At 74.0% G+C, this 12,367-nt stretch carries 17 protein-coding genes; 11 read left to right on the top strand and 6 right to left on the bottom strand.

Annotation, left to right across the window (positions count from 1 at the left end; genetic code table 11):
• Positions 1-85: 85 nt before the first annotated feature.
• Positions 86-319, top strand: a complete 234-nt coding sequence (locus ACFXGA_RS36940; protein WP_378096713.1) for a hypothetical protein — start codon at positions 86-88, stop codon at positions 317-319.
• Positions 313-1,449, top strand: coding sequence for a hypothetical protein (locus ACFXGA_RS36935; protein ID WP_378096710.1), 1,137 nt, complete (start codon positions 313-315; stop codon positions 1,447-1,449). The genes ACFXGA_RS36940 and ACFXGA_RS36935 overlap by 7 nt, the downstream gene beginning before the upstream one ends.
• Here ACFXGA_RS36935 and ACFXGA_RS36930 read toward each other — a convergent pair.
• The 3 genes from ACFXGA_RS36930 to ACFXGA_RS36920 are packed head-to-tail and all read right to left on the bottom strand — an operon-like array spanning position 1,439 to position 3,725.
• Complete coding sequence (locus ACFXGA_RS36930; protein ID WP_378096707.1) at positions 1,439-2,122, bottom strand: HAD family hydrolase; 684 nt, start codon at positions 2,120-2,122, stop codon at positions 1,439-1,441. The genes ACFXGA_RS36935 and ACFXGA_RS36930 overlap by 11 nt on opposite strands.
• Positions 2,119-2,817: a hypothetical protein gene (locus tag ACFXGA_RS36925; RefSeq protein WP_378096704.1), complete on the bottom strand. Its 699-nt coding sequence runs from the start codon at positions 2,815-2,817 to the stop codon at positions 2,119-2,121. The genes ACFXGA_RS36930 and ACFXGA_RS36925 overlap by 4 nt, the downstream gene beginning before the upstream one ends.
• Positions 2,814-3,725, bottom strand: coding sequence for a hypothetical protein (locus tag ACFXGA_RS36920; protein ID WP_378096702.1), 912 nt, complete (start codon positions 3,723-3,725; stop codon positions 2,814-2,816). The genes ACFXGA_RS36925 and ACFXGA_RS36920 overlap by 4 nt, the downstream gene beginning before the upstream one ends.
• A 127-nt stretch (positions 3,726-3,852) precedes the next feature.
• Here ACFXGA_RS36920 and ACFXGA_RS36915 point away from each other — a divergent pair, with 127 nt between their 5' ends.
• On the top strand, positions 3,853-4,884 hold the full coding sequence (locus ACFXGA_RS36915) for an ABC transporter permease (RefSeq protein WP_378096699.1): 1,032 nt from the start codon (positions 3,853-3,855) through the stop codon (positions 4,882-4,884).
• Here ACFXGA_RS36915 and ACFXGA_RS36910 read toward each other — a convergent pair.
• On the bottom strand, positions 4,780-5,187 hold the full coding sequence (locus ACFXGA_RS36910; protein WP_073899510.1) for a YjbQ family protein: 408 nt from the start codon (positions 5,185-5,187) through the stop codon (positions 4,780-4,782). The genes ACFXGA_RS36915 and ACFXGA_RS36910 overlap by 105 nt on opposite strands.
• 80 nt (positions 5,188-5,267) lie before the next feature.
• Here ACFXGA_RS36910 and ACFXGA_RS36905 point away from each other — a divergent pair, with 80 nt between their 5' ends.
• From ACFXGA_RS36905 to ACFXGA_RS36890, 4 genes are read left to right on the top strand one after another with little or no spacing between them, the layout of a single operon-like run.
• Positions 5,268-6,044, top strand: coding sequence for an SDR family NAD(P)-dependent oxidoreductase (locus ACFXGA_RS36905; RefSeq protein ID WP_378096696.1), 777 nt, complete (start codon positions 5,268-5,270; stop codon positions 6,042-6,044).
• 41 nt (positions 6,045-6,085) lie between these two features.
• Complete coding sequence (locus ACFXGA_RS36900; protein WP_378096693.1) at positions 6,086-6,565, top strand: DUF4442 domain-containing protein; 480 nt, start codon at positions 6,086-6,088, stop codon at positions 6,563-6,565.
• 7 nt (positions 6,566-6,572) lie between these two features.
• Positions 6,573-7,580: an aminotransferase class V-fold PLP-dependent enzyme gene (locus ACFXGA_RS36895; RefSeq protein WP_378096690.1), complete on the top strand. Its 1,008-nt coding sequence runs from the start codon at positions 6,573-6,575 to the stop codon at positions 7,578-7,580.
• Positions 7,581-7,605: 25 nt separating this feature from the next.
• On the top strand, positions 7,606-8,367 hold the full coding sequence (locus ACFXGA_RS36890; RefSeq protein WP_378096687.1) for a hypothetical protein: 762 nt from the start codon (positions 7,606-7,608) through the stop codon (positions 8,365-8,367).
• 291 nt (positions 8,368-8,658) lie between these two features.
• Here ACFXGA_RS36890 and ACFXGA_RS36885 read toward each other — a convergent pair whose 3' ends face one another.
• The gene (locus tag ACFXGA_RS36885; RefSeq protein ID WP_378096684.1) at positions 8,659-9,093 is read right to left on the bottom strand and encodes a ferritin-like domain-containing protein; all 435 of its coding nucleotides are present in this window, start codon (positions 9,091-9,093) and stop codon (positions 8,659-8,661) included.
• On the bottom strand, positions 9,090-9,533 hold the full coding sequence (locus ACFXGA_RS36880) for a hypothetical protein (protein WP_378096681.1): 444 nt from the start codon (positions 9,531-9,533) through the stop codon (positions 9,090-9,092). The genes ACFXGA_RS36885 and ACFXGA_RS36880 overlap by 4 nt, the downstream gene beginning before the upstream one ends.
• 147 nt (positions 9,534-9,680) lie before the next feature.
• Here ACFXGA_RS36880 and rimP point away from each other — a divergent pair, with 147 nt between their 5' ends.
• The 4 genes from rimP to ACFXGA_RS36860 form a co-directional block, all read left to right on the top strand.
• A complete protein-coding gene (gene rimP / locus ACFXGA_RS36875) occupies positions 9,681-10,205 on the top strand; it encodes a ribosome maturation factor RimP (RefSeq protein WP_378096678.1) in 525 nt (174 codons plus the stop codon).
• On the top strand, positions 10,202-11,224 hold the full coding sequence (nusA, locus tag ACFXGA_RS36870; RefSeq protein WP_378096675.1) for a transcription termination factor NusA: 1,023 nt from the start codon (positions 10,202-10,204) through the stop codon (positions 11,222-11,224). The genes rimP and nusA overlap by 4 nt, the downstream gene beginning before the upstream one ends.
• Positions 11,225-11,246: 22 nt before the next feature.
• Positions 11,247-11,603 carry a YlxR family protein gene (locus ACFXGA_RS36865; RefSeq protein ID WP_378096672.1) on the top strand — a complete coding sequence of 119 codons (357 nt, stop codon included), beginning with the start codon at positions 11,247-11,249 and terminating at the stop codon, positions 11,601-11,603.
• A gap of 77 nt (positions 11,604-11,680) precedes the next feature.
• On the top strand, positions 11,681-12,367 hold a 687-nt coding region (locus ACFXGA_RS36860; protein ID WP_378096670.1), incomplete at its 3' end, for a translation initiation factor IF-2 N-terminal domain-containing protein.

Here is a 12,367-nt window from a genome sequence, read left to right as displayed (position 1 = left end):
TAACGCAGCGCGCCCTCTCTCTCTCCCTCCCCCGCGCCCCCGCGGGCCCGGCGCGCCGCCCCGCCCCCCCCCCCCCCCCGGCCCGGTGCCGCCCTTCCCGTACAAGGTCAACGACTTCGAGCCCGAGCTGCTCGTCATCCGCCCGTACTCGGGGACCGAGGACGTCGAGTGGCGCCTGCACCTGCGGTGGACCTCCGGCGGGCAGGAGGGCGAGCTGCTGGTGGACGACGGGGGCACGCCGTTCCGCACCACGGCGGTCGTCGCCGCCCGGCCGTTCTGCGCCGACACCGAGGCGTTCGTCTGGCGGCCGTCGTGCTGAGGTCGGTCGTGCTGTCGCTGCTGCTCCTGACGGGGTGCGCGGCGGCTCCCGCGCCGACCCCGTTCGAGGTGCCGCGCTGGTCGCCGCACGACCCGGGCGAGCTGCCACCGGCGCTCGCGTCGCTGTACGTGCTCGACGCGGCCGGGTGGGACGGCGGGCTCCTGGTCGCCGGGGAGTACGCCGCGCCGGCGCTGTTCACCTCACCGGACGGGCATGCGTGGACGGCCCGCGCCCCGGAGGGGTTCTCCCTGTTCCTGCGCGGTCGGTCGGTCGCCGCGCACGCCTCCGCCGCGTACGTGCTCGGGGGCAGCCGGGACGAGGTGGTGGTGTGGCGCACGGAGGACGGCGAGCGGTGGGAACGGTCGCCGCTGCCGGACAGCGCCCGTGACGACCCGTTCATGACGATCGCGGCCGGGCCGCGCGGCGTGGTCGTGATCGGCTACGACCACCCGGCGATGGGGCTCGGCGCGACGGACGACCCCGACGGCTTCCAGGGTTTCCGGGTGTGGCACGCGGAGGACGGGCGGTCCTTCGGCCACGCGGTCACGATCGCCGATGACGAGTTCGCGGGGGTGCTCCCCCGGTTGACGGCCACGCAGGACGGCTTCCTCCTGCACGATTCGGATCTCGGCCTGAGCGACGGCACCCCGCTGTTCCGCTCGGCGGACGGGACGACGTGGACCTACATCGGCGACGGCCTGCCCCAGGGCTACCGCGATGCCACCGGGCGGATCGGGTCGCTCACCTTCGTGCTCGGGCGGGATGCCGACGGTCTCCACGCGCGGTACCGGCGTGACGACGAGCCGGGGTGGAGCGCCGGCAGCATCGACCTCGGGCGGCTGCCGGACGCGGGCGTGACGGACCGGGACCACCAGTGGGCGGTCGACGCGCACCCGTGGGGCCGCGGCGCCCTGGCCATAGGGCGCACCGACGACGGCGCGGCCGGACTGGTGTGGACCTCGCCCGACGGCATCACGTGGACCCGGATGCCGGTTCGGGACCACGGCTTCGACCGGCTCGCCGAGGTGCCCGCGGTCGCGTCGACCCGGGACCGGACGTTCCTGTTCGGCGTGGTGGACTCGCCACCGAACCAAGAGCTGCGCCTGTGGAGCGCGCCCCTCAGGGGTTGAGGACGGCCCGCAGCACCGCGGCGGTGTCGGACAGGTCGTCCAGGACGACGTGGGCGCCCGTTCCCCGCAGGTCCGCGGTGGTGCTGCGACCGGTCGCCACGCCGATGGCGACGGCGTCGTGGCGCAGCGCCGCGTCCACGTCGTGCGGCGTGTCGCCGATGACCACGGTCCGGAAGTCGCGGGTGTGCTTGGCCGTCGCCAGCCGCACCGCCTCCAGCACCAGCGCGGGTCGGTGCTCGGACACCGAGCCGTAGCCGCCGATCTCGAAGTCGAGGTGCGCGTCCAGGCCGAACGCGGCCAGCTTCAGCCGGGCGATCTCCACCAGGTTGCCGGTGACCAGCGACTGCACGACGTCCTCGCGCGCCGCCAACGCCTCCAGCGTGGCCAGGGCGCCCGGCAGCACGTGGCCGCGGGCCGGCAGCAGGTGCCGCTCCCGCGTGGCCACGGCGATCAGCTCCGCGTGCAGCCGCCCCACCAGTTCCTCGGTCGGCTCCAGCCCGTGCGCCGTCAGCAGCTCCCGCGTGATGGCGCGCTCGGTGCGGCCCGCGAAGGCGGGCACGTGCACGAGGTCCAGCCCGGTGGTCGCGCGCAGCGCGGTGCGGTACCAGTCGCGGCCCAGGCCGCGGGCGTCGATGAGGGTCAGGTCGATGTCCCACAGCACCAGCGTGTTCACGACAGCCGCACGCTCCCCAGGATGCGCGCGACGTCGTCGTCCGAGGGGCCTTCGGCCACGTGCGGCCCGCCCTGGGCGACGTTGAGCACGAACACCGACACCTTGGCCCCGTTCCGGAACGCCACCGCGCTCACCGCGGCCTTCGGCGCGTAGCACGCGTTGGCGGCCTTCGGCGTCACCTCCACGCTGAGCCGGACCACCTCGTCGTCCGCCGCCTCGACGCGCGGCTCGCCGACCTCCGGGGCCGCGCCGTTCACCGTGTACCCGCCGGCCGCGATCCGGTTCACCAGCTCGGTGGCGACCTGCTCCGGGTCGTCCTCGATGATCGACCCGGCCATGGCCTGCGCCTGGATCATGTCGCGGCCCTGGCACCGGAACGGCCGGGACACGTACGACGTGGTCAGCCTGATCCGGCCGGACGCGCCGCCGCCGGTGGACTCCCACGACGGCGGCAGCTCGTAGAACAGGCCCGCCTGCGAGTCGTCCACCGGCTGCCAGTCGGGCTCGGGCGCGGTCGACGCGGCCGACGTGGTCCCCGCGGGCGCGCCGCCGTCGTCGCGGTCGAGCAGCACGAAGGCCGTCACCCCGCCGCCGACGACCAGCACGGCCACCGCCGCCAGCGCGATCCACAGCGGCGCGCGGTTCGGCCGCTTCGGGGGTTGCTGCTGGTAGACGCCCAGCCCGGTGTAGCTCACTGGCTCAGCGGCTTCACGGAGTCGACCATGCCCTGCAGGTCCGCCTCCGTCGGGGGCTTCGGCTCGGCCGGGCCGCCCTCCAGGTCGCCGTTGGCCATGAACACGTGGAAGCCCTTGTCGCCCTTGAGCACCAGGACCTTCACCATGCCCTTGGTGGCCAGGCACGGGTCGCCCGAGGTGGTGGCGGTCGCGTCGACCTGCACGCCCTGGATGTCGCCCAGCGAGCTGGGCAGCGTCACCGACCTCGGCTCGCCCAGCTTGACCTCGGACTGGGGCGCGGACTTGTAGTACTGGGTGGCGAGCTTGCGGGCGAAGTCGTTGGCCACCGCGGTCAGGTCGGTCTGCGGCACCACGGCGCCGCCCGCGCCGCCGCGGGTGAACTCCTTGCCGCCGCAGTCGTAGGCCCCGGTGACGGTGAGGCCGGTGAGCTTCACGTCGGTCATGCCCTCGACCGGGGCGCTGCCCTGCGCGGGCGACCAGCCCTTGGGCACGTCGTAGCTGTACGACAGGGCCTGCACGGGCAGGCAGTTCCAGTCCGCCTTGAGCGGCTGGCAGGTGGCGTTCGGGGCCTTCGACTGGCTGGTCTTCGGCGTCGTGGTCGTCGTGGCGGTGGTCGTGGTCGTGCTGGTGTCGGTGTTCTGCGCGACCGGGGTCGAGTCGTCCGGTCGGGTGAGCACGAACGCCGTCACGCCGCCGCCCACCAGGACGACGACGACCGCGCCGATCACGAGCCACAGCTTGGCCTTGCTCTTCTTCGGGGGCGGGGGCTCGTCGCCGCCGGAGAACACCCCGAGCCCGCCGTACGAGCCCGACGGGCCGTAGCTCTGCGGGAAGACCTGCTGCGGGTAGCCGCTGTCCTGCTGGCCCCAGTCGCCCTGGCCGGGCCGGCCGCCACCTGGGTAAGTCACGGCTGAACCGTACCCAATGACCTCCGGTGGTCGGACCGCTCCGCCTAATTCAGCACGCGTTGACTTCCGGCGCGCACGGGTCGTAGCCTCTAATTCAACACATGATGAACTACCGAGGAGGACACCCATGGCCGCACTGCACGACCGGCCGCCGGCGGTCATCGCGGTGGCCACCGCCGCGGTCGGCGCGGTGATCGCCCTCGTCCTGGGCCTGCTGACGTTCGGCGTCCAGGCGACGGCGCACCCCGACGCGGTGCCGCTCGCCGTCGCCGTGGCCCCGGACGCGCCGCCCCCACTGCGCGGTGTCGCGGACAGGCTCGCGGGCGGGGACGTGGCGGAGGTCTCGTGGCGGGTGGCCGCGCCGGACGAGGCGCGGGAGCTGCTGTCCCGGCAGGAGGTCTACGGGGTGCTGGAACTCGCGCCCGACCACGCCACCGTGGTGCTGTCCGGCGCGGTGAACCCGTCCGGCACGCAGGTCGCCCAGCAGGTGCTCGGCGGCGTCGCGCAGGGCGCGGGGATGCGGGCGGAGGTCGTCACGCTGGACCCGGCCTCGGCCGCCGGCCGGACCGCGCCGCTCGCGGCGAGCGCGTTGCTGTGGATCGCCGGCCTGGTCGCCGGCGCGGCGTTCACGCTGCTCGCGCGCCGGGAGTCGGCGGCGGGCCGGCTGGTGGGCGCGGCGGCCACGACCGTGCTCGGCGTCGCCGTGGTGGCGGGGTTCTTCGCGCTGTGGGACTCGTCGCTGCCCCTCGACTGGGGCGTGCTCGGCTACCTCGCGCTCGTCGGGCTGGCGTTCGCGCTGGTCCAGGGCGCGCTGCTGAGGCTGCTCGGCATCCGCGCGATGGCGGTGCTCGCCCCGCTGTACCTGATCGCGCCCGCGGTCGCGGGCCAGGTGCCCGAGCTGCTCGCCCCCGCCTACCGGGCCCTGCTGTGGTCGTGGACGCCGTTCCGGTTCTCCACCGAAGGGCTGCGGGCGCTGCTGCACGGCGGCTCGCCCGACGCCGCCCAGGTCTGGGTGTTCGTCGCGCTCGCCGCCGTCGGCCTGGTCGCGCTGCTGCTACCCGGGCAGGAACGTGAAGCGGACCTTGCGGACGGGGTTGTCGACGTTGGTGTCGACCAGGCAGACCGACTGCCAGGTGCCCAGCGCCAGCACACCGCCTAGCACCGGGATGGTCGCGTACGGCGGCACCAGCGCGGGCAGCACGTGGTCACGGCCGTGGCCCGGCGTCCCGTGGCGGTGCCGCCACCGGCCGTCGGCGGGCAGCAGCTCGCGCAACGCGGCCAGCAGGTCGTCGTCGCTGCCCGCGCCGGTCTCCAGCACCGCCAGGCCCGCGGTGGCGTGCGGCACCCAGACGTGCAGCAGCCCGTCGCCGTCCACATCGGCCAGGAAGTCCTCGCACGCGCGGGTGAGGTCGTGCACGACCTCGGTCGAGCCGGTGCGGACCTCGATCTCTTCGCTGCGCATGCCCAGAGCTTACGAACGACGCGCGCCCGCCACCGAAATCGCGGTGCGACGCCGCGATCCGATGGGGCAGGATGCCGACCGTGATCCACACCGCGATCGTCACCGGCGCGAACCAGGGCATCGGCGCCGCGACCGCGAAGGCGCTCGCGGCCCAGGGCGTCAACGTCCTCATCACGTTCCTGCGCTTCGCCCCTGCGCCGGACCCGAGCCTGCCCCGCGAGTACTTCACCGCCCGCGAGTCGGACGCCGACGACGTGGTCGCCGCGATCGCCGAGGCGGGCGGGAAGGCGCACGCGGTGGAGGCGGACCTCACCGACCCGCACGCGCCCGCCGCGCTGTTCGACGCCGCGGAACGGGTCTTCGGGCCGGTGGACATCCTGGTCAACAACGCCTCCGGCTGGGTGCAGGACACGTTCCTCGCGGTCGAGAAGGACCGGTTCGGCCGGGTGCTCCAGGCCGTGACGCCGCAGACGTTCGACGCCCAGTTCGCGGTGGACGCGCGGGCGGGCGCGCTGCTGATCGCCGAGTTCGCCCGGCGGCACATCGCCCGCGGCGGCAACTGGGGCCGGGTCGTCGGCCTGACCTCCGGCGGCCCGCACGGGTTCCCCAGCGAGGTCTCCTACGGCGCGGCGAAGGCGGCGCTGGACAACTACGCCATGTCGGCGGCGGCCGAGCTGTGGCCGCACGGCATCACGTCGAACGTGGTCAAGCCGGGCGTCACCGACACCGGCTGGGTCAACGACGCGGTGCGCGCGGAGCACGACGTGTCACAGCCCGAGGACGTGGCCGCGGTGGTGGCGTTCCTGTGCTCGGAGGCGGCGGCGAGGGTGACGGGGAACGTCGTCACCCTGCGCTGATTCCGGCCGAGTGCGTATTACCCGCTGGTAACATGACGGCCGTGAAGGCATCGCGTCTGCGCCGCGGCATGAACCTGTGGCCCCCGTTCCTGTTCGCCGGCATCCGCGTGGTCGAGCTGTCCGACGACTACCGCTACGTCAAGGTCCGGATGCGGATGCACTGGTGGAACCGCAACTACGTCGGCACCCACTTCGGCGGCTCGCTGTTCGCGATGACCGACCCGTTCTGGATGTTGCTCGTGCTGCACAACCTCGGCCGCGAGCACCTGGTCTGGGACCGGGCGGGCGAGATCGAGTTCGTCAAGCCCGGCCGCGGCACCGTGCACGCCGAGTTCCGGCTGACCGACGAGCGGCTGGAGGAGGTCCGCTCGCTGACGGCCGACGGCGGCAAGGCCCTGGTCTGGTTCTCCACCGACGTGGTGGACGACCGCGGCGAGGTCGTCGCCCGCACCCGCAAGCAGGTCTACGCCCGGCGCAAGAACCGCAAATCGGTGGACGGCGGCGTGGCCGAGACCGTGTGATGATCCCATGCGTTCTGCCTTCGGCTCGACCTTCGACGTCCCCCTCGGCTACCTGAACACGGCGAGCATCGGCGTGCCGCCGGCGCACACGGCCTCCGTCGTCGCGGACGCGGTGCGGCGGTGGGCGACCGGTGCGGACGGTCCCGGCGCGGTGGACGAGCAGGTCGGCACGGCCAGGGAGGCGTTCGGGCGGCTCGTCGGCGTGCCGTCCGAGCGGGTCGCCGCGGGCGCGTCGGTGTCCCAGCTCGTGTCGCTGGTGGCGGCCGGGCTGCCCGCCGACGCGTCGGTGCTCGTGGTGCGCGGCGAGTTCACCAGCCTCACGTTCCCGTTCGCGGCGCGCGGCCTGCGGGTCACCGAAGTCGATCTCGACGACGTCGTGGCCGAAGCGGGGCGGCACGACCTGGTCGCGGTGAGCGTCGTGCAGTCCGCCGACGGGCGGGTGGCGGACCTGGACGGCCTGCGCGCGACCGGCGTGCCCGTGCTGCTGGACGCCTCCCAGGCGGTCGGCTGGATGCCGCTGGACCTGGGGTGGGCGGACTGGGTGGTGGCCGTCGGCTACAAGTTCCTGATGTCGCCGCGCGGGTGCGCGTGGCTCGCCTGCTCGCCCTCGGCGCTGGAGCGCACGGTGCCCGTGGCGGCGAACTGGTTCGCCGGCGAGGACCCGTGGGCCACCGTGTACGGGCTGCCGCTGCGGCTCGCGCCCGACGCCCGGCGGCTCGACATCTCCCCGGTCTGGCTGTCCCAGTACGGCGCCGCCGCGTCCCTGCCCTACCTCGCCTCGCTCGACCTCGCGGCCGTCCGGGACCACGCCGTCGGACTGGCCGACGCCCTGCTCACGGGCCTCGGGCTGGCCCCGCGCGGGTCGGCCGTCGTGTCGCTCGACCTGCCGTCCGCCGGCGAGCGGCTCGCGGCGGCCGGCGTGCGGTCCAGCCTGCGCGCCGGGCGGGTGCGGCTCGCGTTCCACCTCTACAACACGGTGGAGGACGTCGACCTGGTGCTCACAGCGCTCGCCTGACCCTCTTCCGTTACCGTGGGTCTTTGTGTCGGTTCCTCCCGAATCACCCGAAGAGGTGACGCAGCGGATCCCGCCCGTCCGTCCGTCGGACACCGCGCCGCTGTGGCGGTCGGAGATCGGGCAGCTGGACTCGCTGCTCGGCTCCCCTCCGCCACCGCCGCGCCGCCGTACCGCGCCGGCGGGCACGGCAGCGCGCTCGCGGCGCGGGCTGGTGCTCAAGGGGCTGGGACTGCTCGGCGTGGCCGTGGTGTCCGGGCTGGTGTGGCTGGTGGTGATGCCGAAGAACACCCACACCGGCACGCCGACCACCACCTCCGCGCCGGCGGGCGAGTTCGCGTTCACCGCGTCGCCGGACGTCCCCGAGCCGCTGAAGGACAGCGACTGCGCGGTGCACGCGTACGGGCAGACCAAGACGTTCCTGACCAGCACCCCGTGCCAGCAGCTCACTCGCGGTCTGTACACGACCAAGACACCCGACGGGGTGACCATCTACACGTCGGTGTCCATCGTGCGGATGAAGACGGCCGAGGACGCCGCCAAGCTGAAGGACCTGACCACCCGCGATGGCACGGGCAACGTCAACGACCTGGTCAAGGACGGCGCGGTGCGGGTGCCGAACCTGACCACCCTGGGCAACGGCGGCTTCGCGGCCCGGCAGCAGGACCGCGACGTGATCATCATCGAGTCGGACACGGTCAAGCACGGCCCCGACGAGACCGCGCACAACACCCTGATGAAGCGGATCAGCAACGACGCCTTCCGCCTCGCCGCCGAACTGACCTCCTGACCGCGCCCGGCACCGCCCACGGCGCGGGCGGACCGGGACACCGGACCTGTCCACAGCCGCCGACGGCTGCCTTGCGCCGGGAGCCGCCGTGTGCCCCGGTGCCGCCGTGGGCTTTGGAGCCACCGGGTGCCTCCGGACGCCTGGAGCCACTGGGTGCCCGGAGCCGCCCGTGCCCGGATCGCCCGTCCTGGGAGCCGCCCACGTCCCGGGGTTGTCGCGCCTCGGCGCGCCGCCACCCCTATCAGTCCGGCGTCGCCCACACACCCTGAGCCGCCCGCCGCGCCGCGGGTGTCAGCCCACCCCGGCACCCGGGAACGTGATCGACGTGGGCGTCACGCCCGCCGCCTTCCGCCACCGCGTCGCGCGCACCGCCGACACGGTCAACGCGTCCAGCGCCGACGTCCGCAGCGCCCCGTCGTCGGTCCGCTCCAGCACCCCGCGCCACGCCGCGCACGCGTCGGTCTCCACCGTGATCAACGCCGCGATGGCCGACGCCGCGCTGTCCACCGGCTGCGGCGGGAGGTAGGCCGGGGCCGGTGGGCGCGGGGTCGCGCCCGCGTCGCGCAGCCACCGCTCCGTCACGTCCCGCCGCGCCCGGTGCGCGTTCGCGCCGTCCGCCACCGCCGCCGCCTGCTGCGGACCCGTGATGAACGCGCTGACCAGCCCGTACGTCCACACCGCCGCGTGCTCCGCGGCCAACGCCCCCTGCACCGCGTCCACGCTCACGACAACGCCTCCACCAGGCTCGCGCACCCGGCCGCCACCGACGCCACCAGGCCCACCCGGTGCGGCTCGACCGACGCCACCATGTCCCCCGCCTGCTTCTGCGCCGCCTGCAACGCCGGCACCAACGCCTCGCGCGACGCCCCCGCGGGCGGCGCGACCGGGGCCGACGTCGTCGGCGGCGCCGAAGACCCCGGCACGCGCGGCGTGGCGCGGTCGACCTCGGCCTGCAACCGCGTGGCGTGCTCGGCGCGCGCGGCGGCGGTCTCGGGCGCGCCCACGGCGGTGGCCAGCGCGGCGTCCGACAGCGCCGCCTTCACCAACTCCGCCAGCGGGTCCGGTGGCGGCGGAGGGGGAGGGGGTGTGGTGCACGCGACTGCCAGCGGCGCGGTGGCCGTCGCCAGCAGCACCGCGCGCCTGCTGAACGCCGTTCTTCCGATCACGGGTTCCGATCCTGCCAGAGGCGGCCCCTCGCCCGCGGGACGTGTCCGACCGCCGAACGAGATAGTCTGGGCGACCACGGCCGGCGAGTGCAGCGTCGGCCGGGGTTGCCGTGCCCTCTGCACTCGAAGAGAACTTGGAGTCACCACGTGTCCAGCCCGCCGCGCGGAGAACTCGCCGCGCAGCTAGCACCCGTCGTGCGGGAGGCGGTCGAGGCGATCGGCTTCGACCTCGAGCTGCTCGACGTGAACCAGGCTGGGCGTCGCAGGCTGGTCAAGGTGGTCGTGGACGGCGACGAGGGGATCGGGCTGGACGAGGTGGCGCAGGCCAGTCGCGCCGTGTCCGCCGCCCTCGACGCGCACGAGCACCTGATCGCGGGGCCGTACACGCTCGAGGTCACCTCGCCCGGCGCGGACCGCCCGCTCACCAAGCCTCGCCACTGGAAGCGCAACCGGCTGCGCCTGGTGAAGGTCAAGCAGCCGGACCAGGTCGAGTGGTTCGGCCGCGTCGGCGACGCCGACGACACCGGGGTCGTGCTGTTGGTCAAGGGCGAGCTGCGCCGCGTCGAGTACCGGACGATCGAGCGCGCCGTCGTCGAAGTCGAGTTCAAGCAGCCGCCGGTCGAAGAGCTCGCGCTCCTCGAAGGCAAGCACCTGGAGGAGGAGTCGGAGTGAACGTCGACATCGCCGCTCTCAGGGCGATCGAGCGGGACAAGGACATCCCCTTCGACACCGTCCTCGAGGCCATCGAGACCGCCCTGCTGACCGCCTACAAGCACACCGAGGGCCACCACTCGCACTCCCGCGTCGAGATCGACCGCAAGACCGGCGTGGTGCGGGTGCTCGCCCAGGAGCTGAACCCGGACGGGACCGTCGCCGAGGAGTGGGACGACACCCCCGAGGGCTTCGGCCGCATCGCCGCCACCACCGCCCGCCAGGTCATCCTCCAGCGCCTGCGCGACGCCGAGCACGAGCGCACGTTCGGCGAGTTCTCCGCCAAGGAGGGCGAGATCATCGCCGGCGTGGTGCAGCGCGACGCCCGCGCCAACGCCCGCGGCATGGTCGTCGTCCAGATCGGCGACACGGAGGGCGTGCTGCCGCCCGCCGAGCAGGTGCCCGGCGAGTCCTACGAGCACGGCTCGCGGCTCAAGTGCTACGTCGTGGGCGTCTCCCGCGGCGCGCGCGGCCCCCAGATCACCCTCTCGCGCACCCACCCGAACCTGGTCCGCCGGCTCTTCGCGCTGGAGGTCCCGGAGATCGCCGACGGCACCGTGGAGATCCCGGCGGTGGCACGTGAGGCAGGTCACCGTTCGAAGATCGCGGTCCGCACGACGGTGCCCGGCGTCAACGCCAAGGGGGCGTGCATCGGCCCGATGGGGGCCCGGGTGCGCAACGTCATGAGCGAGCTGGCCGGTGAGAAGATCGACATCATCGACCACTCGGACGACCCCGCCACGTTCGTCGGGAATGCTTTGTCACCGGCGAAGGTTGTGTCCGTGAGAGTGCTCGACGAGCGCGCCAAGACGGCACGGGTCGTGGTCCCGGACTTCCAGCTCTCCCTCGCCATCGGCAAGGAGGGCCAGAACGCCCGGCTGGCCGCGCGCCTCACCGGCTGGCGCATCGACATCCGCAGCGACGCGGAGGCCGGCGGGTCCGCTCCGGCGGGCGCGGCGACATCCGGTTCGGCTGACTAGGCAACAGGGGATAGACTTCTCAGTGGTTCAACGTCGGGGATCGGATCTCACGCACCACGGCCCGGTTCGTACGTGCATCGGATGCCGCGCCCGGACGTTGCCCTCCGAGCTGCTGCGCGTGGTGGTCGTGGACGGGGCCGTGGTCCCGGACACACGCAGACGGCTGCCCGGTAGGGGAGCATGGTTGCACCCCGATCCGGACTGCCTCCGCAACGCCGAGAAGCGGCGGGCGTTCCCCCGGGCCTTCCGGGTCCAGGGGTCGCTCGACGTGGAACGCGTTCGCGGTCACCTCGAGCGGTGTTGGGAAGTAGGTCGCGGGATCGCCCCGGGACCAGCAGGAAGCAAGGAAGCAGGTCGACCCGTCATGAGTCAGCCGTGAAGCTGAAGACATGAACGCGCGACGTTAAGACGAGGTCGACGGGACTTGCCCGCCGGCCTCCCTCACAGAGGAGTGCAGTGGCAGGTAAGGCCCGCGTGCACGAGCTCGCCAAAGAGCTCGGCGTCACGAGTAAAGAACTGCTGAGCAAGCTCGCCGACCAGGGCGAATACGTGAAGTCCGCGTCCAGCACCGTCGAGGCCCCGGTGGCCCGGCGGCTGCGTGACGCCTACGCCAAGGGCGAGTCGAAGCCCAAGCCGTCCGGCGCCCGCCCGGCGCCGCCCAAGCCCGCGCCGTCGGCGTCGGGCGAGGTCCGCAACGACCCGACCCCGCGTCCGTCGGCGCCCGCCGGCAAGCCGGGTCCCCGTCCGGTGCCCGGCCCCAAGCCGATGGCCCCGAAGCCGATGGCCAAGCCGGCCGCGCCGCAGCCCGCGGCGCCGGCGGCGACGCCGCAGCCCCAGGCCCCGGCCCCGGCCGCGGCCTCCGCACCGGCTCCGGCGCCGGCCCCGACCCCGGCGGCCGTGCCGCAGCCGCCCCAGCAGGCGCCGCGCCCGGCTCCCGGCCCGCGCCCCGGCCCCCGCGCCCCGCAGCAGCAGCCCGCGGCGGCGCAGAACAGCCCGTCCGTGGTCCCGCCGCGCCCGCAGGCCCCCAATCCCCCCCGGCCCCGGCCCCCCCCGCGCGTTTACGCCCCAAGAAACCGAGTACCACACAAACACGCCCCCAGTGTCAGAACCCCCCGCGTGTTGACGCGTGATGGCGGGACCCCC

Origin of the sequence: Actinosynnema sp. NPDC059335 (genome assembly GCF_042752395.1) — a bacterium.
In the GTDB taxonomy this organism is placed as follows: domain Bacteria; phylum Actinomycetota; class Actinomycetes; order Mycobacteriales; family Pseudonocardiaceae; genus Actinosynnema.
The sequence above is the reverse complement of the archived record's forward strand: the minus strand, read 5'-3'. Positions and strand labels throughout refer to the sequence as shown.

Excerpts from the sequence above, each read along its gene's own strand:
- ACFXGA_RS36895 (WP_378096690.1), top strand. The coding sequence starts at position 6,573 with ATGCGTTCTGCCTTCGGCTCGACCTTCGACGTCCCCCTCGGCTACCTG.
- ACFXGA_RS36910 (WP_073899510.1), bottom strand. The coding sequence starts at position 5,187 with ATGCGCAGCGAAGAGATCGAGGTCCGCACCGGCTCGACCGAGGTCGTG.
- ACFXGA_RS36915 (WP_378096699.1), top strand. The coding sequence starts at position 3,853 with ATGGCCGCACTGCACGACCGGCCGCCGGCGGTCATCGCGGTGGCCACC.